The organism is Enterobacter sp. QK-SA4 (assembly GCF_056856775.1).
Map to the genome: position 1 here is coordinate 4,486,955 of NZ_JBXFXH010000007.1, position 26,886 is coordinate 4,513,840.

20 protein-coding genes, 1 tRNA gene, 1 rRNA gene and 1 riboswitch are annotated in these 26,886 nt (G+C 56.0%); of the genes, 12 read left to right on the plus strand and 10 right to left on the minus strand.

All coding sequences use genetic code 11. The features are described from left to right. Positions 1-42 precede the first annotated feature (42 nt). Positions 43-118 (minus strand) — tRNA-Glu (locus tag AC1VYI_RS23205). An 85-nt stretch (positions 119-203) separates the two neighbouring features. Further along, a 16S ribosomal RNA gene (locus tag AC1VYI_RS23210) occupies positions 204-1,745 on the minus strand. Between the two features lie 560 nt (positions 1,746-2,305). Between AC1VYI_RS23210 and purH the strand changes: the two genes are divergently transcribed. Further along, complete coding sequence (purH, locus tag AC1VYI_RS23215; RefSeq protein ID WP_023309983.1) at positions 2,306-3,895, plus strand: bifunctional phosphoribosylaminoimidazolecarboxamide formyltransferase/IMP cyclohydrolase; 1,590 nt, start codon at positions 2,306-2,308, stop codon at positions 3,893-3,895. Between the two features lie 15 nt (positions 3,896-3,910). Then, positions 3,911-5,203: a phosphoribosylamine--glycine ligase gene (gene purD / locus AC1VYI_RS23220; RefSeq protein ID WP_023309982.1), complete on the plus strand. Its 1,293-nt coding sequence runs from the start codon at positions 3,911-3,913 to the stop codon at positions 5,201-5,203. Positions 5,204-5,250: 47 nt separating this feature from the next. Here the strand turns inward: purD and AC1VYI_RS23225 are convergent, their stop codons facing one another. The 6 genes from AC1VYI_RS23225 to nudC form a co-directional block, all read right to left on the minus strand. Continuing rightward, on the minus strand, positions 5,251-5,943 hold the full coding sequence (locus AC1VYI_RS23225; protein WP_134867404.1) for a DUF1481 domain-containing protein: 693 nt from the start codon (positions 5,941-5,943) through the stop codon (positions 5,251-5,253). Positions 5,944-5,954: 11 nt separating this feature from the next. Continuing rightward, positions 5,955-6,227, minus strand: coding sequence for a nucleoid-associated protein HU-alpha (gene hupA / locus AC1VYI_RS23230; protein WP_002445246.1), 273 nt, complete (start codon positions 6,225-6,227; stop codon positions 5,955-5,957). A 186-nt stretch (positions 6,228-6,413) separates the two neighbouring features. Next, positions 6,414-7,004 (minus strand): YjaG family protein, encoded by a 591-nt coding sequence (locus AC1VYI_RS23235; protein ID WP_023309980.1) that lies wholly within the window; start codon positions 7,002-7,004, stop codon positions 6,414-6,416. A gap of 41 nt (positions 7,005-7,045) precedes the next feature. Continuing rightward, the gene (nfi, locus tag AC1VYI_RS23240) at positions 7,046-7,717 is read right to left on the minus strand and encodes a deoxyribonuclease V (protein WP_023309979.1); all 672 of its coding nucleotides are present in this window, start codon (positions 7,715-7,717) and stop codon (positions 7,046-7,048) included. A gap of 9 nt (positions 7,718-7,726) precedes the next feature. Next, entirely contained in the window at positions 7,727-8,791 is a 1,065-nt protein-coding gene (gene hemE, locus AC1VYI_RS23245; RefSeq protein WP_045357740.1) for a uroporphyrinogen decarboxylase, read from the minus strand. A gap of 38 nt (positions 8,792-8,829) precedes the next feature. Further along, entirely contained in the window at positions 8,830-9,603 is a 774-nt protein-coding gene (nudC, locus tag AC1VYI_RS23250; protein ID WP_045357738.1) for an NAD(+) diphosphatase, read from the minus strand. Positions 9,604-9,698: 95 nt separating this feature from the next. Here nudC and rsd point away from each other — a divergent pair, with 95 nt between their 5' ends. From rsd to AC1VYI_RS23300, 10 genes are all read left to right on the plus strand, one after another. Beyond that, positions 9,699-10,196, plus strand: a complete 498-nt coding sequence (rsd, locus tag AC1VYI_RS23255) for a sigma D regulator (RefSeq protein WP_134866926.1) — start codon at positions 9,699-9,701, stop codon at positions 10,194-10,196. A 54-nt stretch (positions 10,197-10,250) separates the two neighbouring features. Continuing rightward, positions 10,251-10,362: riboswitch (TPP riboswitch) on the plus strand. Between the two features lie 78 nt (positions 10,363-10,440). Continuing rightward, entirely contained in the window at positions 10,441-12,336 is a 1,896-nt protein-coding gene (thiC, locus tag AC1VYI_RS23260) for a phosphomethylpyrimidine synthase ThiC (protein WP_134866927.1), read from the plus strand. Continuing rightward, a complete protein-coding gene (thiE, locus tag AC1VYI_RS23265; RefSeq protein ID WP_226483396.1) occupies positions 12,336-12,977 on the plus strand; it encodes a thiamine phosphate synthase in 642 nt (213 codons plus the stop codon). The genes thiC and thiE overlap by 1 nt, the downstream gene beginning before the upstream one ends. Further along, a complete protein-coding gene (locus tag AC1VYI_RS23270) occupies positions 12,964-13,719 on the plus strand; it encodes a HesA/MoeB/ThiF family protein (RefSeq protein WP_126304582.1) in 756 nt (251 codons plus the stop codon). The genes thiE and AC1VYI_RS23270 overlap by 14 nt, the downstream gene beginning before the upstream one ends. Then, complete coding sequence (gene thiS, locus AC1VYI_RS23275) at positions 13,703-13,903, plus strand: sulfur carrier protein ThiS (RefSeq protein ID WP_023309972.1); 201 nt, start codon at positions 13,703-13,705, stop codon at positions 13,901-13,903. The genes AC1VYI_RS23270 and thiS overlap by 17 nt, the downstream gene beginning before the upstream one ends. Position 13,904: 1 nt before the next feature. Next, positions 13,905-14,675: a thiazole synthase gene (gene thiG, locus AC1VYI_RS23280; protein ID WP_023334103.1), complete on the plus strand. Its 771-nt coding sequence runs from the start codon at positions 13,905-13,907 to the stop codon at positions 14,673-14,675. Next, a complete protein-coding gene (thiH, locus tag AC1VYI_RS23285; protein ID WP_134866928.1) occupies positions 14,672-15,799 on the plus strand; it encodes a 2-iminoacetate synthase ThiH in 1,128 nt (375 codons plus the stop codon). The genes thiG and thiH overlap by 4 nt, the downstream gene beginning before the upstream one ends. A 337-nt stretch (positions 15,800-16,136) precedes the next feature. After that, positions 16,137-17,678, plus strand: a complete 1,542-nt coding sequence (locus tag AC1VYI_RS23290; protein ID WP_134866929.1) for a sensor domain-containing diguanylate cyclase — start codon at positions 16,137-16,139, stop codon at positions 17,676-17,678. A gap of 180 nt (positions 17,679-17,858) precedes the next feature. Then, entirely contained in the window at positions 17,859-18,167 is a 309-nt protein-coding gene (locus AC1VYI_RS23295; protein ID WP_010425948.1) for a PTS sugar transporter subunit IIB, read from the plus strand. Next, on the plus strand, positions 18,167-18,484 hold the full coding sequence (locus AC1VYI_RS23300) for a PTS lactose/cellobiose transporter subunit IIA (RefSeq protein ID WP_003862327.1): 318 nt from the start codon (positions 18,167-18,169) through the stop codon (positions 18,482-18,484). The genes AC1VYI_RS23295 and AC1VYI_RS23300 overlap by 1 nt, the downstream gene beginning before the upstream one ends. A gap of 58 nt (positions 18,485-18,542) precedes the next feature. Here the strand turns inward: AC1VYI_RS23300 and rpoC are convergent, their stop codons facing one another. Then, positions 18,543-22,766 carry a DNA-directed RNA polymerase subunit beta' gene (gene rpoC, locus AC1VYI_RS23305; RefSeq protein WP_023309968.1) on the minus strand — a complete coding sequence of 1,408 codons (4,224 nt, stop codon included), beginning with the start codon at positions 22,764-22,766 and terminating at the stop codon, positions 18,543-18,545. Between the two features lie 76 nt (positions 22,767-22,842). Continuing rightward, a complete protein-coding gene (gene rpoB / locus AC1VYI_RS23310; RefSeq protein WP_023334099.1) occupies positions 22,843-26,871 on the minus strand; it encodes a DNA-directed RNA polymerase subunit beta in 4,029 nt (1,342 codons plus the stop codon). Positions 26,872-26,886 lie beyond the last annotated feature (15 nt).

The window sequence follows — 26,886 nt, forward strand, 5'->3', positions numbered from 1 at the left end:
TGAGATATGACGGCAGGTGACTTTCACTCACGAACCAGCAAGTGGCGTCCCCTAGGGGATTCGAACCCCTGTTACCGCCGTGAAAGGGCGGTGTCCTGGGCCTCTAGACGAAGGGGACGTGTAAGTCTCAATCGCAAGACGCCTTGCTATTTACTTTTCATCAGACAATCTGTGTGAGCACTGCAAAGGCATGTTCTTTAAGGTAAGGAGGTGATCCAACCGCAGGTTCCCCTACGGTTACCTTGTTACGACTTCACCCCAGTCATGAATCACAAAGTGGTAAGCGCCCTCCCGAAGGTTAAGCTACCTACTTCTTTTGCAACCCACTCCCATGGTGTGACGGGCGGTGTGTACAAGGCCCGGGAACGTATTCACCGTAGCATTCTGATCTACGATTACTAGCGATTCCGACTTCATGGAGTCGAGTTGCAGACTCCAATCCGGACTACGACGCACTTTATGAGGTCCGCTTGCTCTCGCGAGGTCGCTTCTCTTTGTATGCGCCATTGTAGCACGTGTGTAGCCCTACTCGTAAGGGCCATGATGACTTGACGTCATCCCCACCTTCCTCCAGTTTATCACTGGCAGTCTCCTTTGAGTTCCCGGCCGGACCGCTGGCAACAAAGGATAAGGGTTGCGCTCGTTGCGGGACTTAACCCAACATTTCACAACACGAGCTGACGACAGCCATGCAGCACCTGTCTCAGAGTTCCCGAAGGCACCAAAGCATCTCTGCTAAGTTCTCTGGATGTCAAGAGTAGGTAAGGTTCTTCGCGTTGCATCGAATTAAACCACATGCTCCACCGCTTGTGCGGGCCCCCGTCAATTCATTTGAGTTTTAACCTTGCGGCCGTACTCCCCAGGCGGTCGACTTAACGCGTTAGCTCCGGAAGCCACGCCTCAAGGGCACAACCTCCAAGTCGACATCGTTTACGGCGTGGACTACCAGGGTATCTAATCCTGTTTGCTCCCCACGCTTTCGCACCTGAGCGTCAGTCTTTGTCCAGGGGGCCGCCTTCGCCACCGGTATTCCTCCAGATCTCTACGCATTTCACCGCTACACCTGGAATTCTACCCCCCTCTACAAGACTCTAGCCTGCCAGTTTCGAATGCAGTTCCCAGGTTGAGCCCGGGGATTTCACATCCGACTTGACAGACCGCCTGCGTGCGCTTTACGCCCAGTAATTCCGATTAACGCTTGCACCCTCCGTATTACCGCGGCTGCTGGCACGGAGTTAGCCGGTGCTTCTTCTGCGGGTAACGTCAATTGCTGAGGTTATTAACCTCAGCACCTTCCTCCCCGCTGAAAGTACTTTACAACCCGAAGGCCTTCTTCATACACGCGGCATGGCTGCATCAGGCTTGCGCCCATTGTGCAATATTCCCCACTGCTGCCTCCCGTAGGAGTCTGGACCGTGTCTCAGTTCCAGTGTGGCTGGTCATCCTCTCAGACCAGCTAGGGATCGTCGCCTAGGTGAGCCGTTACCCCACCTACTAGCTAATCCCATCTGGGCACATCTGATGGCAAGAGGCCCGAAGGTCCCCCTCTTTGGTCTTGCGACGTTATGCGGTATTAGCTACCGTTTCCAGTAGTTATCCCCCTCCATCAGGCAGTTTCCCAGACATTACTCACCCGTCCGCCGCTCGCCGGCAAAGTAGCAAGCTACTTTCCGCTGCCGCTCGACTTGCATGTGTTAGGCCTGCCGCCAGCGTTCAATCTGAGCCATGATCAAACTCTTCAATTTAAGTTTGATGCTCGTGAATTAAACTTCGTAATGAATTACGTATGTTCACTCAGAGACTTGGTATTCATTTTTCGTCTTGCGACGTTAAGAATCCATGTCACTTTGAGTGCCCACACAGATTGTCTGATAAATTGTTAAAGAGCAGTGCAACGCGGCTTTCGCTCACCGTTGCGAGGTGGCGTATATTACGCTTTCCTCTTTCAGAGTCAACCCGTTATTTCAGGATTTTTTCTCTTCAACCGACCGGGTTGTTTGTGAAGTGATTCACATCCGCCGTGTCGATGGAGGCGCATTATAGGGAGTTCTCCGCAGGCCGCAACCGAAAAGTTGCAAAAAAATGACTGACTGCTGTATTCCCCAGCAAAACCCCGCCTTATACCTTTTTACACACAGACTTATCCACAATGATACGAAAAAGTGAAAATGTGCGAGCGTTGCGCAAACGTTTTCGTTAAAATGCTCGCGCTTAATAAGGATGCCCCGTCAGGTGTGTTAGATGAGTTTTTCGCAGGAAAATTCATCTAACGCTCTCTGTAATCGTGAAATCCAGGGGATTTACCATGCAACAACGTCGTCCAGTCCGCCGCGCTCTGCTCAGTGTTTCTGATAAAGCCGGTATCGTCGAATTCGCTCAGGCACTTTCCGCACGCGGTGTGGAGCTGCTTTCTACAGGCGGTACCGCTCGCCTGTTAGCAGATAAAGGTCTGCCGGTAACCGAAGTGTCCGATTACACCGGTTTCCCGGAAATGATGGATGGACGCGTCAAAACCCTGCATCCGAAAGTGCACGGCGGTATTCTTGGCCGTCGCGGTCAGGACGACGCCATTATGGAACAGCATGACATCGCGCCAATCGACATGGTTGTCGTTAACCTCTACCCGTTTGCCCAGACCGTAGCCCGCGAAAACTGTTCTCTGGAAGATGCCGTAGAGAATATTGATATCGGCGGCCCAACCATGGTGCGCTCCGCGGCCAAGAACCATAAAGATGTGGCCATCGTCGTAAAGAGCAGCGATTACGAAACCATTATTAATGAGATGGATGCCAACGAAGGGTCACTGACTCTGGAAACGCGTTTCGACCTCGCCATCAAAGCCTTCGAGCACACCGCGGCGTACGACAGCATGATCGCCAACTACTTCGGTAGCCTGGTGCCTGCTTACCACAGTGAAAGCAAAGATCCTTCTGGCCGTTTCCCGCGTACCCTGAATCTGAACTTCATTAAGAAGCAGGATATGCGTTACGGCGAGAACAGCCACCAGCAGGCAGCCTTCTATATAGAAGAAGAGGTAAAAGAAGCCTCTGTTGCGACCGCTCAGCAGGTTCAGGGCAAAGCGCTCTCCTATAACAACATTGCTGACACCGACGCCGCGCTGGAATGCGTGAAAGAGTTCAGCGAGCCGGCCTGCGTTATCGTCAAGCATGCGAACCCATGCGGTGTTGCGGTAAGCACCTCTATTCTGGACGCCTACGATCGCGCCTACAAAACCGACCCGACCTCCGCGTTCGGCGGCATTATCGCCTTCAACCGCGAGCTGGATGCTGAAACCGCGCAGGCCATCATCTCCCGCCAGTTCGTTGAAGTGATCATCGCGCCATCGGCATCCGAAGAGGCGCTGAAAATCACCGCGGCGAAACAGAACGTACGCGTGCTGGTTTGCGGCCAGTGGGCAGAACGCGTGCCGGGCCTGGACTTCAAGCGTGTGAACGGCGGCCTGCTGGTTCAGGACCGCGATCTGGGTATGGTGACAGAAGCCGACCTGCGCGTGGTGACCAAACGTCAACCGACCGAACAGGAACTGCGTGACGCGCTGTTCTGCTGGAAGGTCGCGAAGTTCGTCAAATCCAACGCCATCGTCTACGCCAAAGAAAACATGACTATCGGGATAGGCGCAGGCCAGATGAGCCGCGTTTACTCCGCGAAAATCGCGGGCATTAAAGCAGGTGATGAAGGTCTGGAAGTAAAAGGCTCCGCCATGGCTTCTGACGCCTTCTTCCCGTTCCGTGACGGTATCGACGCGGCGGCTGCAGTGGGCATCACCTGTGTGATCCAGCCTGGCGGCTCAATTCGCGACGACGAAGTGATTGCCGCTGCCGACGAACATGGAATTGCAATGATCTTCACCGACATGCGCCACTTCCGCCATTAATTCCCGGAGCAGAAAATGAAAGTATTAGTTATTGGTAACGGCGGACGCGAGCACGCTCTGGCGTGGAAAGCGGCGCAGTCTCCGCTGGTGAAAACAGTCTTCGTAGCACCGGGCAACGCCGGAACCGCGCTGGAACCCGCGCTGCAAAACGTGGCTATTGGCGTAACCGATATTCCTGCGCTGCTGAGCTTTGCCCAGAGCGAGAAAATCGATCTGACCATCGTCGGCCCGGAAGCGCCGCTGGTGATTGGCGTGGTGGATGCCTTCCGCGCGGCGGGCCTGACAATCTTCGGGCCAACGGAAGGCGCCGCGCAGCTGGAAGGCTCCAAAGCCTTCACCAAAGATTTCCTCGCGCGTCACAACATCCCGACGGCGGAATATCAGAACTTCACCGAAGTGGAGCCAGCCCTGGCCTACCTGCGTGAAAAAGGCGCGCCGATTGTCATCAAGGCCGACGGTCTGGCTGCTGGTAAAGGTGTTATCGTCGCGATGACCCTCGAGGAAGCAGAAGCCGCGGTTCAGGATATGCTGGCGGGCAACGCCTTTGGCGATGCGGGCCACCGCATCGTGATCGAAGAGTTCCTCGACGGTGAAGAAGCGAGCTTTATCGTGATGGTCGACGGCGAGCACGTTCTGCCGATGGCCACTAGCCAGGATCACAAGCGTGTGGGTAATGGCGATACCGGCCCGAATACTGGCGGAATGGGCGCTTACTCCCCTGCTCCGGTAGTGACTGACGAAGTCCACCAGCGCACCATGGATCGCATCATTTGGCCAACCGTGAAAGGGATGGCGGCGGAAGGCAACACCTACACCGGTTTCCTCTATGCGGGTCTGATGATCGACAAGCAGGGTAACCCTAAGGTCATCGAATTCAACTGCCGCTTTGGCGATCCGGAAACGCAGCCCATCATGCTGCGCATGAAATCCGATCTGGTGGAACTGTGTCTGGCAGCCTGCGAAGGCAAGCTCGACGAGAAAACCTCAGAGTGGGACGAGCGTGCGTCTCTGGGCGTGGTGATTGCTGCAGGTGGTTATCCGGGCAACTACAACACCGGGGATGAAATCCACGGCCTGCCGCTGGAAGAGATTGAAGGTGCGAAGGTGTTCCATGCGGGTACGAAGCTGGCTGACGACGATCGCGTCCTCACCAACGGCGGACGCGTGCTGTGTGCAACCGCGCTGGGCCATACTGTGGCAGAAGCGCAGAAACGCGCCTACGCGCTGATGGCGGATATTCACTGGAACGGCAGCTTTAGCCGTCAGGATATCGGTTATCGCGCGATTGCGCGTGAGCAGGGAGAGTAATTTCCCGCTCACCCTAACCCTCTCCCTCAAGGGAGAGGGGATTTAAATCAAAAACTTTTTTCCGTCGGCTGCCAGGTGCAGAAGTCTTCGTTCGCCACCAGCAGCAGCTGAGAGCCTTCCGGCGCTTCCAGCCACGCCACACTCACCTCCATTGATGAATGACGCTGACGACGTTGTATGTGTTCGGTTGCCCAGGATTCGAGCTCAGGCTTGACCGTCTGTCCTTCGCAGGTTGTCACCGTCCCATCGGCATGCCAGCGCCCCTGCCGCAGCACAACGCGTCCCAGACGAAGCGCATCGCTGGTCTGGCGGATTTGTTCGGCACGATAACGGTAGAGGGCGATTTGATCGCTGGAAAGCTGCTGTTTTTGACCGTTGACTTCGCGCTGCATAAAGCTCAGCTCGCCATGGTCGTCAAAACGCACTTTCACGTGTTCGGGGGTCTTGCTGTAGACGTTCAGTTCAATCAGCGACAGGTCATCTCCCTGCCAGCGATATTCCGCAGTCGACGTATTGCCGTTATGCCACGGGCTGAAGGCAGAAAGCAGATGCACTTCGCCGCCGGAATCTTTGCGCCAGATCCTGACCGCACCCTGGTTGTCCGCGTAACCGCTGGCGGTAAACGGCGGCAGAGAGGTGTCGTGGCTGCAGGCTGACAGCAGCAGCATGCCTGCCAGCGCGAGCGTTCCACGCCAGAAAGACAAAAGGGGCGTTACCGCCCCTTCGCTAAAACTGTTCACTGCCACGCGTCTTACTTAACAGCGTCTTTCAGTGCTTTACCAGAAACAAATGCCGGCACGTTAGCGGCGGCGATTTTGATTTCTTTACCGGTCTGCGGGTTGCGGCCAGTACGCTCAGCGCGGTGGTTCACTTTGAAGGTACCGAAACCAACCAGTTGCACAGCATCGCCTTCTTTCAGAGACTCAGTAATAGCAGCCAGGGTAGATTCCAGAGCAGCTTTAGCCTGCACTTTAGACAGATCAGCCTTGTCCGCAATTACATCAATCAGTTGAGTCTTGTTCATAAGTTATCCTTTCAATGTGTTTATCGCTTGCTAAGCATCGAGTGCGACGAAAATGCCAAAAAAGCACTCTCCTGCATACACGCACCGATAGCCACTTTTTTTCGCCCCCCAAATGTAGACCAGACAAGGGGCGAAAGGGAAGAGTCGAGGAGCGACAAAACGGGCGTTATCTCAAGTTTTATTGTCTCATTGGTTAAAAATTATACCAATATTGCTCTCGCCAGCCTCTCGTAAGTCCGCGCGCAGCCCTTTTATCAGCTCAATATCGCGTTCTTCACACTCTGCCAGCAGGCGGAAAATTTCCCACTGAATGTCCCATTCTTGCTCAACCGCCGGGTTTGCACGCAGCTCTTCGTCGGTCATCTCGCGGCCTTCCTGGGTCATTTCCAGCATCGCGACGGTCGTAATAGATGCCTTACTGACTTCAATTGCGTGCTCCAGCGTTTCACCGCTCAGACGGGAGTGGAGCAGTTCGCTTAACGCCACGCAGGCGTCAATCGCCGGATAGACACCGTACAGGTCAAAATCATCCGCAGCCGGAATCGCCTCTTCCAGCTTCTCCAGCTGGGAGTCGAAGTTCACCTTCGCGTCTTTCACCGTCAGCGTTTCCCAGATCAGATCCAGAATGCGGCGGTAGATATGGCCATCACCAAAGCCCGTCTCCTTACAGAACGCGGCATAGTTGGGATACATGCGCTCGCACAGGCAAGCCATAAACGTCACGTGCTGCCAGCTTTCAAGTTTCTCAAGGCGCAGGTGAATCGGGTTTTGTAGCATGATGATCTCTCGAATCGAAAATTAGGCGCAGTTTACCTGAATCATCGCTGAATTTCCTGCCAACGAACAAAAGCCGGACGCGAAGAGGCCACGGCGTCTGCCCAGCGCGTCGGCTCCGGCAAGCGGTAGCCCTTCATGCAGCGCTGCACCCACGCCAGGGCGCTGTCCATGCTCACCCGGTGCCCGGTGGCGATAAAGAGCGGGTTACAGCGCGCCTTGCTGCGCCAGACCCACGCTAGCTGCTCGCCTTTATGGATAAGCGGCGCCAGCGCGCCCGGCTCGGCAGAAAGAGGTTCAAACGCGCCGCACAGGCGTTTCTTGGCAACGCCAATGGTCGGCACATCCACCAGCAGCCCAAAGTGGCTGGCAACGCCTAAACGGCGCGGGTGTGAGATACCGTGTCCATCGACAAACAGCAGGTCAGGTTTTTGCGAGAGTTGCTCCCACGCTGCCAGCAGCGCGGGATATTCGCGGAAGGAGAGAAAGCCCGGAATGTACGGCATGGTGGTCGCGATACGCGCTACCTTGTACTCCACCAGCTCAAGCGAAGGGTATTTCAGTACCACCATCGCCGCTCGCGTCACTTCCCCACCCTGCTCGAATCCGACGTCTGCTCCGCCAATGTACTGCGGAGGATCTTTATCCAGACGATCCTCGCGGATCACCGATGAGGCCAGTTCGATTTGTTGAGCGCGTAGCGACGCGAGATCCATAATCACTCCTTACAGGTGATACTGGGCAGAAAGCCGATGCACCGCCTCCACAAATACGCCTGCGTGTTCTGGCGGCACATCCTGATGAATGCCGTGGCCGAGGTTAAAGACGTGGCCTTCCCCCTGGCCGAAACCAGACAGTATAGTCGACACTTCTTCTTCAATGCGGGCTGGCGGCGCATAGAGCATGGACGGGTCCATATTGCCCTGCAGCGCCACTTTGTCGCCCACGCGACGGCGCGCATCGGCGATATCTGTGGTCCAGTCGAGGCCCAGCGCGTCGCAGCCGGTTGCCGCCATCGCTTCCAGCCACTGACCGCCACCTTTGGTGAACAGCGTCACCGGCACGCGGCGGCCTTCGTTTTCACGCAGCAGGCCATCAACGATTTTGTGCATGTAGTACAGGGAGAACTGCTGATAATCGCGCCCGGTCAGCACGCCGCCCCAGGTATCGAAAATCATCACCGACTGCGCACCGGCTTTAATCTGCGCGTTCAGATAGAGGGTAACGCTCTTCGCCAGCTTGTCGAGCAGCGCATGCAGGGCCAGCGGCTCGGCGTACATCATCTTTTTAATCATGGTAAAGGCTTTGCTGCTGCCCCCTTCAACCATATAGGTCGCCAGCGTCCACGGGCTGCCGGAGAAGCCAATCAGCGGCACTTCACCTTTCAGCTCGCGGCGAATGGTGCGCACGGCGTTCATCACGTAGCCCAGCTCGCCTTCCGGATCGGGGATCGGCAGCTTATCCACGTCGGCTTTGCTTTTGATTGGGGAGGTGAAACGCGGGCCTTCGCCGGTTTCGAAGTACAGGCCAAGGCCCATTGCATCCGGAATGGTCAGAATATCCGAGAAGAGGATCGCAGCATCCAGCGGGAAGCGGCGCAGCGGCTGGAGCGTCACTTCACAGGCCAGCTCGGCGTTTTTGCACAGCGACATAAAATCGCCCGCCTGCGCGCGCGTGGCTTTGTACTCCGGGAGATAGCGTCCCGCCTGGCGCATCATCCACACCGGGGTGACATCAACGGGCTGGCGCAGCAGCGCACGCAGATAACGATCGTTCTTCAGTTCGGTCATTTTTGCAGTTCCTTAAGCGTCATGGCCTCAGTGTAACACTACTCATACTCGGCCCGACACATCGCCACGGTATCTTCTATCAGGCGACGCGCCACGGTGCCCGGCGGAGGCAACAGCGGTAGATCGTCGTAGCGATACCAGTTCGCGTCCAGAAGCTCTTTCTGGTCGATAACGATCTCGCCGCTGTCGTATTCGGCCATAAATGCCGTCATCAGCGACTGCGGGAACGGCCACGGCTGGGAGGTGACGTAGCGCAGGTTCTTCACTTTGATCCCACTCTCCTCCATCACCTCGCGCGCCACCGCCTGCTCCAGCGTTTCGCCCACCTCGACGAAGCCGGCCAGCACGGTGTGAATGCCGTTGCGATGGCGGGTATGCTGCGCCAGCAGGATGGAATCCTCCCGGCGGATAGCGACGATAATGCACGGCGCAATCTGCGGATAGTAGCGTTCGCGGCAGTGGCTACAGAGCATCGCCCACTCGGTTTTGCTCGGGCGCATGGTATGACCGCAGTAGCCGCAGTATTTATGCGAGCGGTAAAACTCGGCCAGCTGCACGCCGCGCCCCGCCAGCTGGAACAGCCCCACGTCCAGATCCAGCACCTGGCGCACCGATCCCATATCCTGGCGGCGGGGCTGTTGGATCAACCACACGGGCTCACCCTGCCACTCGCCGATCTGTAGCGCTGGCTGTCCAACGAGATCGAACGCTTCAGCTGCACCGTAGGGGATTTCTCCGGCAGGAAGCCATAATTTTTGTTCGTGACTGACGATCCACCAACCAAGATCTGATTTTTCAATAATACGATCCATATCTATTGCACTACCTTCGCTTCACTGACATGTTGTTAGCATTGTGGTTACATTCTGGATAAGCAGATTCAATCCTACATTTTGCGGAGTCGACCATGTTAAACCAGCTGCAAAGCCTGACTGAGCGCGTTAGAGGAAATAACAAACTGGTGGATCGCTGGCTACATGTACGCAAGCATCTACTCGTGGCTTATTACAATCTGGTCGGTATTAAGCCTGGCAAAGAATCGTTTATGCGACTGAACGAAAAAGCGCTGGATGATTTTTGTCAGGGCCTGGTCGATTATCTGTCCGACGGCCATTTCAATATTTATGAACGCATTATCCGCGAAATGGAAGGGACAACGCCGTATTTAGCGGCCAGCAAGCTCTATCCGCTTCTGGAAGCCAACACCCAGCAGATCATGGATTACTATGATTCCGCGCTCGAGAACGCTATCGACCACGATAACTATCTTGAGTTTCAGCAGGCGCTATCCGACCTCGGCGAAGCGCTGGAAGAGCGATTCACGCTGGAAGATAAGCTGATCGCCCTCGTGCTGGACAACGATTTGAACATCAGTAACGAAGAGAACGTCACGCGCCCTGCTTGAGTTCTTCATCGTTAACGAGTAATTTACAACCATTCGCCCCTCTCACGAGGGGGATTTTTCTTGTCGGAGTGCCCAGCGCCTGAAAGCGCGGGCTGAGACCGTTAATTCGGGATCCGCGGAACCTGATCAGGCTAATACCTGCGAAGGGAACAAGAGTCACACTGCTGTTGTATCGCCTGAGGGCGATCCTCTCTTGCTTCATCCGTCGTCTGACAAGCCATGTCCTTCACTTTTGGAATGAGCTATGTCTACTGCAAAACTGACCCGCCGCGAACAGCGCGCACAGGCCCAACACTTCATCGACACGCTGGAAGGCACCGCTTTCCCGAACTCGAAACGCATCTACATTTCCGGCTCGCAGGCCGATATCCGCGTCCCAATGCGCGAAATTCAGCTCAGCCCGACGCTTATCGGCGGCAGCAAAGATAACCCGCAGTACGAAGACAACGAAGCCGTGCCGGTGTATGACACCTCCGGCCCGTACGGCGATCCTGATGTTGCCATCAACGTCCAGCAGGGTCTGGCAAAGCTGCGCCAGCCGTGGATTGACGCGCGTAACGACTGCGAAGAGCTGAGCGTCCTGAGTTCTGCATACACTAAAGAGCGCCTGGCCGACGACGGTCTGGACGAGCTGCGCTTTACCGGCCTGCTGACGCCAAAACGCGCTAAGACGGGCAAATGCGTGACCCAGTTGCACTACGCGCGCCGGGGCATCGTCACGCCGGAGATGGAGTTCATCGCCATCCGCGAAAACATGGGTCGCGAGCGCATCCGTAGCGAAGTGCTGCGCTATCAGCATCCGGGTGAAGGCTTTGGCGCTCGCCTGCCGGAAAACATCACGCCGGAGTTTGTGCGTGACGAAGTGGCCGCCGGGCGCGCAATTATCCCCGCCAACATCAACCACCCGGAATCCGAGCCGATGATTATCGGCCGCAACTTCCTGGTGAAGGTCAACGCGAACATCGGTAACTCGGCCGTCACCTCCTCCATCGAAGAAGAGGTGGAAAAGCTGGTCTGGTCCACGCGCTGGGGTGCGGACACGGTAATGGACCTCTCCACTGGACGCTATATTCACGAAACCCGCGAATGGATCCTGCGTAACAGCCCGGTACCAATTGGCACCGTCCCGATTTATCAGGCGCTGGAAAAGGTCAACGGCATTGCCGAAGACCTCACCTGGGAAGCGTTCCGCGACACGCTGCTGGAGCAGGCCGAGCAGGGCGTGGACTACTTCACCATTCACGCGGGCGTGCTGCTGCGCTACGTGCCGATGACCGCGAAGCGTCTGACCGGCATCGTCTCGCGCGGCGGTTCCATCATGGCGAAGTGGTGCCTGTCACATCATCAGGAAAACTTCCTCTACGAGCACTTCCGCGAAATTTGCGAAATCTGCGCCGCGTACGATGTCTCTCTGTCGCTGGGCGACGGCCTGCGTCCGGGCTCTATTCGCGACGCGAACGACGAAGCGCAGTTTGCCGAGCTGCACACGCTGGGCGAGCTGACCAAAATCGCCTGGGAGTATGACGTGCAGGTGATGATTGAAGGCCCGGGCCACGTGCCGATGCAGATGATCCGCCGCAACATGACCGAGGAGCTGGAGCACTGCCACGAAGCGCCGTTCTACACCCTGGGGCCGTTGACCACCGATATTGCGCCGGGCTATGACCACTTCACGTCAGGCATTGGGGCGGCGATGATCGGCTGGTTCGGCTGCGCCATGCTCTGCTACGTGACGCCGAAAGAGCACCTCGGCCTGCCAAACAAAGAGGATGTGAAGCAGGGGCTGATCACCTACAAAATTGCCGCCCACGCGGCTGATCTGGCCAAAGGCCACCCGGGCGCGCAAATCCGCGATAACGCCATGTCGAAGGCGCGCTTCGAATTCCGCTGGGAAGACCAGTTCAACCTGGCGCTGGACCCGTTCACCGCCCGCGCCTATCACGACGAGACCCTGCCGCAGGAGTCAGGCAAAGTCGCGCACTTCTGCTCTATGTGCGGGCCAAAATTCTGCTCGATGAAAATCAGCCAGGAGGTGCGCGACTACGCCGCCGCGCAGACCATTGAAGTGGGTATGGCGGACATGTCTGAGACCTTCCGCGCCAAAGGCGGTGAAATCTACCTCAAAAAAGAGGAGGCGTAATGTATAAGCCCGATTTCCCGCCCGTCCCCTACCGTTTAGGGCTCTATCCGGTGGTGGACAGCGTGGAGTGGATAGAGCGCCTGCTGGAGACAGGCGTTCGAACGATCCAGCTGCGCATCAAGGATAAACGCGACGACGAGGTAGAAGCCGATGTGGTTGCCGCCATCGCGCTGGGGCGTCGGCATAACGCCCGTCTGTTTATCAACGACTACTGGCGGCTGGCCGTTAAGCACCAGGCGTACGGCGTGCATCTGGGTCAGGAGGATTTGGAAACAACGGATCTGAGCGCTATCCGCGAAGCCGGGCTGCGTCTTGGCGTTTCAACACACGATGACATGGAGATCGACGTGGCGCTGGCGGCCCGTCCCTCTTACATCGCGCTGGGTCACGTCTTCCCGACGCAAACCAAGCAGATGCCCTCCGCACCGCAGGGGCTGACGCAGCTGGCGAGTCACGTTAAACGCCTTACCGATTACCCCACCGTTGCCATCGGCGGAATCAGTCTTGAACGCGCCCCGGCGGTGCTGGAGACCGGCGTCGGCAGTATCGCCGTCGTCAGCGCCATCACCCAGGCCGCAGACTGGCGTCTCGCCACCGAACAGCTGTTACAGCTGGCAGGAGCGGGTGATGAACGATCGTGATTTTATGCGCTACAGCCGTCAGATCCTGCTGGAAGATATCGCCATCGACGGGCAGCAAAAGCTGCTCGCCAGCCGGGTGCTAATTGTCGGTCTGGGCGGGTTAGGCGCGCCCGCCGCGCTTTATCTGGCAGGCGCAGGTATCGGTACGCTGGTGCTGGCCGACGACGACGAGGTTCACCTCAGCAACCTGCAGCGACAAATCCTCTTTACCACCGAGGATATCAACCAGCCGAAAGCGCAAATTACCCGGCAGCGCCTGAACCAGCTCAACCCGGATATTGAGCTGATTGCCCTGCAGGACCGGCTCAGCGGTGACAATCTGCGCCGTGAGGTTGCCCTGGCCGACGTGGTGCTGGACTGCACGGACAACATGGCGACGCGCCAGGCGATTAACGCCGCCTGCGTGGCAAATAATACGCCGCTTATCACGGCCAGCGCGGTGGGTTTTGGCGGGCAGATGATGGTCCTGACCCCGCCGTGGTCGCAGGGCTGCTATCGCTGCCTGTGGCCGGATGATGCCGAGCCAGCGCGCAACTGCCGTACGGCGGGCATTCTTGGTCCGGTGGTCGGCGTGATGGGCACCATGCAGGCGCTGGAGGCCATCAAGCTGCTCAGCGGCATGGAGACGGAACGCAATACGCTGCGGCTATTTGATGCCCGCTCCAGCGGCTGGCGCCAGCTGGCGTTACGCCGCGCCAGCCGCTGCCCGGTATGCGGAGGCCGCGATGCGCATTCTGTTTAACGATGAGCCGATGAGATGCGACGACGGTCTCACCGTTGCGGTACTGCTCGACAAGCTGCGCCAGCTCAAGCCGGGAACGGCGCTGGCGCTCAATCAACAGATCCTGCCGCGCGAGCAGTGGGAACATCAGCAGGTCAATGACGGCGACCAGATCCTGCTGTTTCAGGTTATCGCAGGGGGCTGAGATGTTACGTATTGCCGATAAAGTCTTTGATTCACATCTGTTTACCGGAACCGGAAAATTCGCCTCGCCGCAGCTGATGGTGGATGCCATTCGCGAAAGCGGCAGCCAGCTGGTGACGCTGGCGCTCAAGCGCGTGGATCTGCGTCATCACAGCGACGCCATTCTGGCGCCTTTACTGGAGGCTGGCGTCACGCTGCTGCCCAACACCTCCGGTGCCAAAACAGCCGAAGAGGCGATTTTTGCCGCGCAGCTGGCCCGCGAGGCGCTCGGCACCCGCTGGCTGAAGCTGGAAATTCATCCTGACGCCCGCTGGCTGTTGCCCGACCCCATCGAAACGCTGAAAGCGGCTGAAAAGCTGGTGCAGCAAGGGTTTACCGTCCTGCCTTACTGCGGCGCCGACCCTGTCCTGTGCAAACGGCTGGAAGAGGTCGGCTGCGCCGCCGTCATGCCGCTGGGCGCCCCCATTGGCTCCAACCAGGGGCTGGAAACCCGCGCGATGCTGGAAATCATTATTGAGCAGGCTACCGTACCGGTGGTGGTTGATGCGGGCATTGGCGTGCCCAGCCATGCCGCGCAGGCGCTGGAGATGGGCGCCGACGCGGTACTGGTCAATACGGCCATCGCGGTTGCCGACGATCCGGTCATGATGGCGCGTGCGTTCCGCATGGCCGTAGAGGCTGGCCTGCTGGCAAGGGAGTCCGGTCCCGGCTCGCGCAGTTTCCAGGCCCAGGCCACCAGCCCGCTGACCGGTTTTCTGGAGGCGATCTCATGAGCACGTTTACCGAGCGCTGGCGCCAGCTTAGCTGGGACGACATTGCCCTTCGCATCAACAGCAAAACGGCGGCTGACGTGGAGCGCGCGCTGAATGCCCGCCATCTGACCCGCGAGGATCTGATGGCTCTGCTCTCCCCGGCGGCCAGCGCGTACCTCGAACCGATGGCCCAGCGAGCACAGCGGCTCACCCGCCAGCGTTTTGGCAACACGGTGAGCTTCTACGTGCCGCTCTATCTCTCAAACCTGTGCGCCAATGACTGCACCTACTGCGGTTTTTCCATGAGCAACCGCATCAAGCGTAAAACGCTCGATGAAGATGAGATTGCCCGTGAGTGTGCGGCCATTCGTGAAATGGGTTTTGAACATCTTCTGCTGGTCACGGGCGAACATCAGGGCAAGGTGGGAATGGACTATTTCCGTCACCACCTTCCCGCCATTCGCCGTCAGTTTGCGTCGCTGCAGATGGAAGTACAGCCCCTGGCGCAGGAGGAGTATGCGGAGCTCAAAACCCTCGGGCTGGACGGGGTCATGGTCTATCAGGAAACCTACCACGAGGCGACGTACGCCCGGCACCACCTGAAGGGCAAGAAACAGGATTTCTTTTTCCGGCTGGAAACGCCGGACAGGCTGGGTCGTGCGGGGATCGACAAAATCGGTCTGGGGGCGCTGATCGGGCTCGCTGACAGCTGGCGGGTGGATTGTTACATGGTGGCGGAACATTTGCTGTGGCTTCAGCAGCACTACTGGCAGAGCCGTTATTCCATCTCCTTCCCGCGCCTGAGACCCTGCGCGGGCGGGATTGAACCGGCTTCGCTGATGGATGAACGCCAGCTGGTGCAGACCATCTGTGCGTTTCGCCTGCTCGCCCCGGAAGTTGAATTATCGCTCTCAACGCGTGAATCCCCGGCGTTTCGCGATCGCGTTATCCCGCTTGCGATTAACAACGTCAGCGCGTTTTCCAAAACGCAGCCTGGCGGCTACGCCGACGATCGTCCGGAGCTGGAGCAGTTTGTGCCGCATGACGGGCGACGTCCGGAAGCGGTCGCCGCAGCGCTGACGGCCCAGGGTCTTCAGCCTGTCTGGAAAGACTGGGACAGCTGGCTGGGAAGAGTCTCGCAATGACGCTGAAACGTACTGCAACGCCATAAAAAATTGTCGAGGCGCTACGAAAAGGCAAAACCGGGTGGTTGTCAGCGATCGTCCGGTTTTTTATTGTCACACGGTCAGCAACGGACGCTGACCAGGGCGAAAAGCTTCTTCCTCGTTTCGCCCTGCCTCTGGTTCATTGCACAAACGGCTCCTGACAAGTTGAATAAGTATTTTCTTAATGGTTCTTAAGATAAATCATCCCACCAGAAATCGTGTGCCGTATAATTCACCGCTAACCGCAGGACAGCGACTATGCTGAGAGGATATCGGCAGACGAAAAGTATTCACCATCAGGAACGATGTACAGCTCATGGCACTTCACAGCAAAAAGCTCTCTTTTACCCGGCCAATCATGCTCAGCTTTGCGGGGATCCTCTGCAGTTTTGCGGTGATCGCGATCGCGGTAACGCTTTCGCAACGAAAGGATTTTCTTGAGGATTATCATCAGATCAACAGCAATTTCACGCACAACCTGGCGGTGAACTACACCGAATCTATCCTGCGTGAAAACGACTATATCCTGGGCCGTTCCGCGATGTACTTTGCCCGCGACGACAGGCTCAACGAGACGCTCAACGTCAACCCGACGCAGGGGCTGCAGATGATGATGCATTTGCAGAACCTGATGCCGACCGTCTCCTCCATCTCGCTGGCGGACACGCAGGGGCATTATCTTCGCGCGCCGGAAGTGCTCCCCACGGAGACGAGTAAAACCTTCGATCCCCGGACACGCCCGTGGTTCGTCGCTCAGGCGGAAGCCAGTATCTTCAGTCACTATACCCGTCCCTATATGGACTACTTCACTGGCCATCCGACTGTGACACTCTATAAACCTTTGATTTCGCCTGAAGGGAGACTGAAGGGAACGCTCGCTTTCCATCTCGATTTGACGTCTATGGGCTTCACCCTGCGCCAGATGGTGGCGCCCGTTCAGGGGGAATTCTTCGTCGTCGAACGCGACGGCGCCGTTGTGCTGCATCCGGATACCGGCGCGCTGTTCAAACAGTACGTGAGCGAAGCGCTGATGGACAAAATGACCAGCGGCGAAGGCCACCTTTACGACAAGAAAAGCAACGCCTGGTATTACTACTACTCGTTTACCAACCCGGACTGGTTTGTCATCTACCGGGTATCCGGTGCGACGCTCACCGATATCACCCGCCACGAAACGACGATCGTTGGCTGGGGGTTTGCGCTGGCCGCCATCATCATCATCCTCTTCGGCTTATACCTCCGCCACGCCTCGCGTACCGTGCTGATGCACATTATCAATGCCATCAAAACTGGCGATGTTAGCGAGGCGCCGCGCCTGGAAGCGATGCTGAGCCACACGATTCAGTCCAACAAAGAGCGTGAGATGGCCTATGTTCGCCAGGCCACTCACGATGCGCTGACGGGCTGTAAAAACCGCCGCGCGTTCGACAGCGATGTCGCGGAGCTGCTGAATGCCCAGCAGCCTTTCGCGATGGCGCTGGTAGACATTGATAACTTCAAGTCGATTAACGACACGCTGGGCCACCTGACCGGTGATATTGTTCTGCGCAACGTGGCCCGCGAAGGGATCCAGATCATGCAGCCACATCACGTCTCGCTTTACCGGTACGGTGGAGAAGAGTTCGCGGTAATCTTCCAGGCTGAGCAGATGTCTTCCGCGCTCTCATTGCTGGAAGCGTGGCGTACCGCCGTTGAAAAGCGCGTCTGGCGGGAAGAAAACCTGCGGGTTACGTTCAGCGGCGGTCTTGGAGAGTGGCATTTTGAACCGCTGGAGCAATTTGTCGGAAGCGTTGATAGCGCCCTCTACAGCGCCAAACAGCAGGGTAAAAACCGCATTAACCGAACGTCCATCAGCTAATCCTCCCTCTTTCACCCTGCCCGATTCCACGGGCCGGGTGCCCGACAATGCAAAATTGTAACCGGTTTCAGAAAATCACCGGTTTCTTTGTGATGCCTGACACACAATCATGGTAAAGCGGTTGTTGAAGCGGTCTGCACGGGATAATTATCAATAAACACATGTAGATCGAGGCTGATTATGAAGAACATTGTTTTATGCTGTGCAGCGGGAATGTCAACCAGCATGCTGGTTCAACGTATGAAAGACGCCGCTCAGAAAAAAGGGGTTGAAGTCACCATTAAAGCCGTTCCGGTTGCGGAGTTTAAAGACAACATCGCGACGGCCGACATCGTATTGCTGGGGCCACAGGTTAAATACGAGCAGGCTAAACTCCAGGCGCAGGCCGACCCGTTGGGTAAAAAGGTCGCGGTGATCGACATGATGGATTACGGCATGATGAAAGGTGATGCCGTACTGGAAAAAGCGCTCAAACTTCTGGAGTCATAATGGAAGACTTAGAAACCACGATTATGGAACTGCTGGTCAACGCGGGCGCGGCGCGCAGTGCAGCCCTGACGGCGTTGCAGATGGCGCGTAAAGGTGATTTTGACGAAGCTGAAAAAGCGATGGAAGAGTCGCGTGAATATGTGAAGCATGCGCACACTATACAGACGCAGCTTATCGGTCTTGATGAGGGGACCGGGAAGCTTCCGGTTAACCTGATCACCGTCCACTCGCAGGATCACCTGATGAACGCGATGGTCATTCAGGATCTGGCGGGCGATATGATTGAGCTTTATCGTCGGATCCCGTTGGTGAATTGAATACATGCAGATGTAAAAAAACCCGCCGAGGCGGGTTTTTTATTTACGGCATCAACGATTACTCGTTGTCGGAACCGCCCAGACCTGCGTTCAGCAGTTCTGCCAGGCTCGCGGATGCATCTTCAGCAGTCACCTGCGGTGCAGCTGGCAGTTCGCCCGCAGCACGACGACGCATACGATCCTGATGGTACGCATAACCGGTACCCGCCGGGATCAGACGACCCACGATGACGTTCTCTTTCAGACCGCGCAGTTCATCACGTTTACCTGCAACAGCGGCTTCGGTCAGGACACGAGTCGTTTCCTGGAACGATGCTGCAGAGATGAAGGACTCGGTTGCCAGAGACGCTTTGGTGATACCCAGCAGATCGCGCGAGAAGGTCGCACCGATTTTGCCGTTCGCTTCCAGTTCGCGGTTAGCGATCTTGACGCGTGAGTATTCAACCTGCTCGCCTTCCAGGAACTCGGAGCTGCCTGCGTTTTCGATGGTTGCTTTACGCAGCATCTGACGAACGATAACTTCGATGTGCTTATCGTTAATCTTAACGCCCTGCAGACGGTAAACGTCCTGTACTTCGTTGGTGATGTAACGCGTTACCGCGTGTACGCCACGAAGACGCAGAATGTCGTGCGGAGCTTCTGGACCATCGGAAACCACGTCACCACGTTCTACACGTTCACCTTCGAACACGTTGAGCTGACGCCACTTAGGAATCATCTCTTCGTACGGTTCGCTGCCATCTACTGGAGTGATAACCAGACGGCGCTTCCCTTTGGTCTCTTTACCGAAGGAGATGATACCGCTGATTTCAGCCAGGATTGCAGGCTCTTTCGGACGACGTGCTTCGAACAGGTCCGCAACGCGTGGCAGACCACCGGTGATGTCCTTGGTACCGCTGGATTCCTGTGGAATACGCGCCAGAGCATCACCCGCACCGATCTGAATGCCATCTTCCAGCTGAACGATCGCTTTACCCGGCAGGAAGTACTGCGCAGGCATGTCGGTACCAGGGATCAGAACGTCGTTACCCTGAGCATCAACGATTTTCAGTGCAGGACGCAGATCTTTACCACCGGTAGTACGTTCAGCAGAATCCAGAACCACCAGAGAAGACAGACCGGTCAGCTCGTCGGTCTGACGAGTAATGGTCTGGCCGTCGATCATGTCAGTGAAGCGGATGAAACCACTCACTTCGGTGATAACCGGCATGGTGTGTGGATCCCAGTTTGCAACGGTTTCACCGCCGGCAACCTGCTCGCCATCACCTTTCGCCATAACCGCACCGTAAGGCACTTTATAGCTCTCTTTGGTACGACCGAATTCGTCGATCAGCTTCAGCTCGGTGTTACGGGAGGTCACAACCAGCTTGCCAGCAGAGTTAACAACAGACTTCGCGTTGCTGAGCTTGATGCTACCTTTGTTTTTCACCTGGATGCTGGATTCAGCAGCCGCACGAGATGCCGCACCACCGATGTGGAACGTACGCATCGTCAGCTGTGTACCCGGCTCACCGATGGACTGTGCCGCGATAACGCCGATTGCTTCACCTTTGTTGATGATGTGGCCACGCGCCAGGTCACGACCGTAGCAGTGCGCACATACACCAAAGTCGGTGTCACAGGATACAACGGAACGTACTTTCACGGAGTCAACAGAGTTCGCTTCCAGCAGGTCACACCAGTGCTCGTGCAGCAGCGTGTTGCGTGGAACCAGGATGTCTGCAGTACCCGGCTTCAGAATGTCTTCCGCGGTTACACGACCCAGAACGCGATCGCGCAGTGGCTCTTTAACATCACCACCCTCGATAACCGGGGTCATGGTGATACCTTCGAGGGTGCCACAATCGTCTTCGGTCACAACCAGATCCTGCGCAACGTCAACCAGACGACGCGTCAGATAACCGGAGTTCGCTGTTTTCAGTGCGGTATCCGCCAGACCCTTACGAGCACCGTGGGTGGAGATGAAGTACTGGAGTACGTTCAGACCTTCACGGAAGTTCGCGGTGATTGGCGTTTCGATGATGGAGCCATCTGGCTTCGCCATCAGACCACGCATACCTGCCAGCTGACGAATCTGTGCTGCGGAACCACGCGCACCGGAGTCGGCCATCATGTAGATGCTGTTGAAGGAAACCTGCTGCTCTTCTACGCCGTCACGGTTAATCACGGTTTCGGTCTGCAGGTTATCCATCATCGCCTTGGATACACGATCGTTCGCTGCAGCCCAGATATCGATAACTTTGTTATAGCGTTCGCCCGCGGTAACCAGACCAGACTGGAACTGCTCCTGGATCTCAGCAACTTCGGCTTCCGCTTCAGAGATGATCTCGTGTTTCTTCTCTGGGATGACCATGTCATCGATACCAACAGATGCACCTGAACGCGCTGCATAAGCAAAGCCGGTATACATTGTCTGGTCAGCGAAGATAACGGTCGGCTTCAGACCCAGAATGCGGTAACAGGTGTTCAGCATTTTGGAGATCGCTTTCTTGCCCAGCGCCTGGTTGACGATGGAGAAAGGCAGACCTTTCGGTACGATCATCCACAGAATGGCACGGCCAACGGTCGTGTCTTTCAGGCTGGTTTTCGCAACGAATTCGCCGTTTTCATCTTTTTCGTATTCGGTGATACGCACTTTAACGCGCGCATGCAGAGAGGCCAGGCCAGCGCGATAAATACGCTCAGCTTCTTTCGGGCCAGTCAGCACCATGCCTTCGCCTTTGGCGTTAACACAGTCACGGGTCATGTAGTACAGACCCAATACAACGTCCTGAGAAGGAACGATAATTGGTTCACCGTTCGCTGGGGACAGGATGTTGTTAGTAGACATCATCAGCGCACGCGCTTCGAGCTGGGCTTCCAGCGTCAGCGGTACGTGAACAGCCATCTGGTCACCATCGAAGTCGGCGTTATATGCCGCACATACCAGCGGGTGCAGCTGGATAGCTTTACCTTCGATCAGGACTGGCTCAAATGCCTGGATACCCAGACGGTGCAGTGTTGGTGCACGGTTCAGCAGTACCGGGTGTTCGCGGATAACTTCGTCCAGGATATCCCAAACGACAGCTTCTTCACGCTCAACCATTTTCTTAGCGGCTTTGATGGTGGTGGCGAGGCCACGCAGTTCCAGCTTGCCGTAGATGAACGGTTTGAACAGCTCCAGTGCCATTTTCTTCGGCAGACCGCACTGATGCAGACGCAGGTATGGACCTACGGTGATAACAGAACGACCAGAGTAGTCAACACGCTTACCGAGCAGGTTCTGACGGAAACGACCCTGCTTACCTTTGATCATGTCGGCCAAAGATTTCAGAGGACGTTTGTTAGAACCGGTGATCGCACGACCGCGACGACCGTTATCCAGCAGGGCATCTACCGCTTCCTGCAGCATACGTTTTTCGTTGCGTACGATGATGTCCGGCGCAGCCAGATCCAGCAGACGTTTCAGACGGTTGTTACGGTTGATAACGCGACGATACAGATCGTTCAGATCGGACGTTGCGAAACGACCACCATCCAGCGGAACCAGTGGACGCAGATCTGGCGGCAGAACCGGCAGAACGGTCAGGATCATCCACTCTGGTTTGTTACCAGACTGAACGAACGCTTCCAGCAGTTTGATACGCTTGGTCAGCTTTTTACGTTTGGTTTCGGAGTTGGTTTCGTTCAGCTCTTCACGCAGCTGCTCGCACTCTTGCTCCAGATCCATGCTCTTCAGCAGGGCCTGAATAGCTTCCGCACCCATCTTCGCATCGAATTCGTCACCGAACTCTTCCAGCGCGTCCAGATACTGCTCTTCAGTCAGGATCTGATGACGTTCCAGGTTCGTCATCCCGCCTTCGATAACCACATAAGATTCGAAGTACAGAACGCGTTCGATATCGCGCAGCGGCATATCCAGCAGCAGACCGATACGGGACGGCAGAGATTTCAGGAACCAGATGTGAGCGGTCGGAGACGCCAGCTCGATGTGGCCCATGCGTTCACGACGCACTTTGGTCTGGGTCACTTCAACGCCGCACTTCTCACAGATCACACCACGGTGTTTCAGGCGCTTGTACTTACCGCACAGGCACTCGTAATCTTTTACTGGCCCGAAAATACGCGCACAGAAAAGGCCGTCACGCTCAGGTTTGAACGTACGGTAGTTGATGGTTTCCGGCTTTTTAACTTCACCGAATGACCATGAACGGATCATGTCTGGCGAAGCCAGAGCAATTTTGATCGCATCAAACTCTTCGGTTTTAGTCTGCGCTTTCAGAAACTTTAATAAATCTTTCACGGATTTGCTCCCGTCGGAGTTAGCACAATCTGGTGCCGGGGGTTAACCCGGCACCAGTGACCTGTTTGAGCGAGAATTACTCGTCTTCCAGTTCGATGTTGATACCCAGCGAACGAATCTCTTTCAACAGTACGTTGAAGGATTCTGGCATGCCCGGTTCCATCTGATGGTTGCCGTCCACGATGTTTTTATACATCTTGGTACGACCGTTCACGTCATCAGACTTAACGGTGAGCATTTCCTGCAGGGTGTATGCCGCGCCGTATGCTTCCAGCGCCCACACTTCCATCTCCCCGAAGCGCTGACCACCGAACTGTGCCTTACCACCCAGCGGCTGCTGAGTAACCAGGCTGTAAGAACCGGTAGAACGAGCGTGCATCTTGTCGTCGACCAGGTGGTTCAGTTTAAGCATGTACATGTAACCTACGGTTACCGGACGCTCGAACTGTTCACCGGTACGGCCGTCAAACAGCGTAATCTGACCAGACGTTGGCAGACCACCCAGTTGCAGCAGCTCTTTAATTTCAGCTTCTTTCGCACCATCGAAGACCGGCGTTGCGATTGGCATACCTTTTTTCAGGTTCTCAGCCAGGCGCAGTACTTCTTCATCACTGAAGGTATTCAGGTCGACTTTCTGACGAACGTCGGTACCCAGATCGTAGGCACGCTGGATGAATTCCCGCAGTTTCGCGACTTCTTCCTGCTGCTTCAGCATGGCGTTAATCTTGTCGCCGATACCTTTCGCAGCCATACCCAGGTGAGTTTCCAGGATCTGACCGATGTTCATACGAGACGGTACGCCCAGCGGGTTCAGTACGATATCTACCGGCGTACCGTTAGCATCGTGCGGCATATCTTCGATCGGGTTGATCTTAGAGATAACACCCTTGTTACCGTGACGACCTGCCATCTTATCACCAGGCTGGATCTGACGTTTAACGGCCAGATACACCTTAACAATCTTCAGCACGCCTGGTGCCAGATCGTCGCCCTGAGTGATTTTGCGGCGTTTCGCTTCGAGTTTTTTCTCGAACTCGTGTTTCAGTTCGTCATACTGCTCAGCCAGCTGTTCCAGCTGATTTTGTTTCTCTTCGTCGGTCAGGCCCAGTTCCAGCCAGCGATCGCGTGGCAGTTTGTCGAGCTTCTCAGCTTCAACGCCACCGGCAACCAGCACCGCATAGATACGGCTGAACAGACCCGCTTCGAGGATCTGCAGTTCTTCAGACAGGTCTTTCTTAGCCTGTTTGAGCTGCATCTCTTCGATTTCCAGCGCACGCTTATCTTTCTCAACGCCGTCACGGGTGAAGACCTGAACGTCGATAACCGTACCGGAAACACCGTTTGGTACGCGCAGAGAAGAGTCCTTAACGTCAGACGCTTTCTCACCGAAGATTGCACGCAGCAGTTTCTCTTCTGGCGTCAGCTGGGTTTCACCTTTAGGCGTAACCTTACCAACCAGAATGTCGCCGCCGGTCACTTCAGCACCGATGTAAACGATACCGGATTCATCCAGTTTGGAGAGCGCAGCTTCACCCACGTTAGGGATGTCAGCGGTGATCTCTTCTGGCCCCAGCTTGGTGTCACGGGACACACATGCCAGCTCCTGAATATGGATGGTGGTGAAACGATCTTCCTGAACCACCCGCTCGGAGACGAGGATGGAGTCTTCGAAGTTATAACCATTCCACGGCATGAACGCTACGCGCATGTTCTGACCAAGCGCCAGTTCACCGAGGTCGGTGGACGGACCGTCTGCCAGCACGTCGCCGCGCTCAACTGGCTCACCCAGAGATACGCAAGGCATCTGGTTGATACAGGTGTTCTGGTTAGAACGGGTGTATTTGGTCAGGTTATAAATGTCGATACCTGCTTCGCCCGGATACATCTCGTCTTCGTTAACTTTGATAACGATACGGGATGCATCGACGTACTGAACAGTACCGCCACGTTTAGCAACTGCAGTAACACCGGAGTCAACGGCAACAGCACGTTCCATACCGGTACCAACCAGCGGCTTATCAGCGCGCAGAGTTGGAACGGCCTGACGTTGCATGTTCGCACCCATCAATGCACGGTTGGCGTCATCGTGTTCCAGGAACGGGATCAGAGACGCACCGACGGATACCACCTGCTGGGTGGATACGTCCATGTAGTCAACCTGGTCGCGGCTGAACAAGCTGGATTCGCCTTTGCTACGGCAGGTAACCAGATCTTCTACAAAGTGGCCTTCGTCATCCAGGTTGGAGTTCGCCTGAGCGATAACGTAGTTGCCTTCTTCGATAGCAGACAGGTAGTGAATTTCGTCGGTTACAACACCGTCGGTCACTTTACGGTACGGGGTCTCGAGGAAACCGTATTCGTTAGTCTGTGCGTACACGGACAGGGAGTTGATCAGACCGATGTTTGGACCTTCAGGCGTTTCGATTGGACATACGCGACCGTAGTGCGTCGGGTGTACGTCTCGAACTTCAAAGCCTGCGCGTTCACGGGTCAGACCGCCCGGGCCGAGTGCAGAGATACGACGTTTGTGCGTAATCTCAGACAGCGGGTTGTTCTGGTCCATGAACTGAGACAGCTGGCTTGAACCGAAGAACTCTTTCACTGCTGCAGAAATCGGCTTGGCGTTGATCATATCCTGAGGCATCAGGGTATCCAGATCGCCGAGAGACAGACGCTCTTTCACCGCACGTTCTACACGTACCAGGCCAACGCGGAATTGGTTTTCCGCCATTTCGCCTACGGAACGGATACGACGGTTGCCGAGGTGGTCAATATCGTCCACTTCGCCTTTACCGTTACGGATATCGATGAGCTTCTTCATCACTTCGATGATGTCGTCTTTGCTCAGGATACCGGAACCTTCGATTTCGTCGCGCAGCAGAGAACGGTTGAACTTCATGCGACCAACCGCGGACAGATCGTAGCGGTCTTCGGAGAAGAACAGGTTCTCGAACAGGCTTTCCGCCGCTTCGCGAGTTGGTGGCTCACCAGGGCGCATCATGCGGTAGATTTCTACCAGCGCGCTCAGACGATCGGTGGTTGGGTCGACGCGAATAGTCTCAGAGATATACGCGCCGTGGTCCAGATCGTTGGTGAACAGCGTTTCGATACGTTTGTGACCAGACTGGCTCAGCTTAGCCAGCAGATCCAGGCTCAGCTCCATGTTCGCTGGGCAGATCAGCTCACCCGTTGACTCGTCAACGTAATCTTTCGCGGCTACTTTTCCTGCAATGTACTCAACCGGAACTTCGATGAGTTTGATATCATCTTTTTCCAGCTGGCGGATGTGGCGCGCGGTGATACGGCGACCTTTTTCCACATACACTTTGCCGTCGGCTTCGATGTCGAACGACGCGGTCTCGCCACGCAGACGTTCCGGCACCAGCTCCATCTGCAGCTTGTTGTCGCGGATTTCAAAGATCACTTTCTCAAAGAACAGGTCCAGGATCTGTTCAGTGGTGTATTGCAGCGCACGCAGAATGATGGTTGCAGGCAGCTTACGACGGCGGTCGATACGGACAAACAGGTTGTCTTTCGGATCGAACTCGAAGTCCAGCCATGAACCACGGTAAGGAATGATGCGTGCGTTATACAGTACTTTACCGGAAGAGTGTGTTTTACCTTTATCGCTGTCGAAGAAGACGCCCGGGCTACGGTGCAGCTGGGAAACGATAACACGCTCAGTACCGTTGATTACGAAAGTACCGTTGTCTGTCATGAGTGGAATTTCACCCATGTAGACTTCTTGTTCTTTAATGTCTTTTACGGTGCCTTCCGGCGCTTCGCGCTCGTAGATCACCAGACGCAGTTTTACGCGCAGCGGTGCGGAATAGGTCACGCCACGGATCTGACATTCCTGAACGTCAAACACCGGTTCGCCAAGGCGGTAGCTGACGTACTGCAGCTCGGAGTTACCGCTGTAGCTCTGAATCGGGAACACGGAGCGGAAGGCTGCTTCCAGACCGTACTGCCCTTCAGGATCTTGCTCGATAAACTTCTGGAACGAGTCAAGCTGGATAGAAAGGAGATATGGAATGTCCAGAACTTGTGGACGTTTACCAAAATCCTTACGAATACGTTTTTTCTCGGTATAGGAGTAAACCATAGGGTTCCTCAGCTC

Bases quoted from the DNA above. Each gene is read 5' to 3' on its own strand.
- thiE (WP_226483396.1), top strand. From the start codon at position 12,336: ATGTATAAGCCCGATTTCCCGCCCGTCCCCTACCGTTTAGGGCTCTAT.
- AC1VYI_RS23300 (WP_003862327.1), top strand. From the start codon at position 18,167: ATGGAAGACTTAGAAACCACGATTATGGAACTGCTGGTCAACGCGGGC.
- AC1VYI_RS23235 (WP_023309980.1), bottom strand. From the start codon at position 7,004: ATGCTACAAAACCCGATTCACCTGCGCCTTGAGAAACTTGAAAGCTGG.
- AC1VYI_RS23270 (WP_126304582.1), top strand. From the start codon at position 12,964: ATGAACGATCGTGATTTTATGCGCTACAGCCGTCAGATCCTGCTGGAA.
- thiG (WP_023334103.1), top strand. From the start codon at position 13,905: ATGTTACGTATTGCCGATAAAGTCTTTGATTCACATCTGTTTACCGGA.
- nfi (WP_023309979.1), bottom strand. From the start codon at position 7,717: ATGGATCTCGCGTCGCTACGCGCTCAACAAATCGAACTGGCCTCATCG.
- AC1VYI_RS23295 (WP_010425948.1), top strand. From the start codon at position 17,859: ATGAAGAACATTGTTTTATGCTGTGCAGCGGGAATGTCAACCAGCATG.
- nudC (WP_045357738.1), bottom strand. From the start codon at position 9,603: ATGGATCGTATTATTGAAAAATCAGATCTTGGTTGGTGGATCGTCAGT.
- thiH (WP_134866928.1), top strand. From the start codon at position 14,672: ATGAGCACGTTTACCGAGCGCTGGCGCCAGCTTAGCTGGGACGACATT.
- thiS (WP_023309972.1), top strand. From the start codon at position 13,703: ATGCGCATTCTGTTTAACGATGAGCCGATGAGATGCGACGACGGTCTC.
- AC1VYI_RS23290 (WP_134866929.1), top strand. From the start codon at position 16,137: ATGGCACTTCACAGCAAAAAGCTCTCTTTTACCCGGCCAATCATGCTC.
- hupA (WP_002445246.1), bottom strand. From the start codon at position 6,227: ATGAACAAGACTCAACTGATTGATGTAATTGCGGACAAGGCTGATCTG.
- rpoB (WP_023334099.1), bottom strand. From the start codon at position 26,871: ATGGTTTACTCCTATACCGAGAAAAAACGTATTCGTAAGGATTTTGGT.
- thiC (WP_134866927.1), top strand. From the start codon at position 10,441: ATGTCTACTGCAAAACTGACCCGCCGCGAACAGCGCGCACAGGCCCAA.
- purH (WP_023309983.1), top strand. From the start codon at position 2,306: ATGCAACAACGTCGTCCAGTCCGCCGCGCTCTGCTCAGTGTTTCTGAT.
- purD (WP_023309982.1), top strand. From the start codon at position 3,911: ATGAAAGTATTAGTTATTGGTAACGGCGGACGCGAGCACGCTCTGGCG.
- rsd (WP_134866926.1), top strand. From the start codon at position 9,699: ATGTTAAACCAGCTGCAAAGCCTGACTGAGCGCGTTAGAGGAAATAAC.
- hemE (WP_045357740.1), bottom strand. From the start codon at position 8,791: ATGACCGAACTGAAGAACGATCGTTATCTGCGTGCGCTGCTGCGCCAG.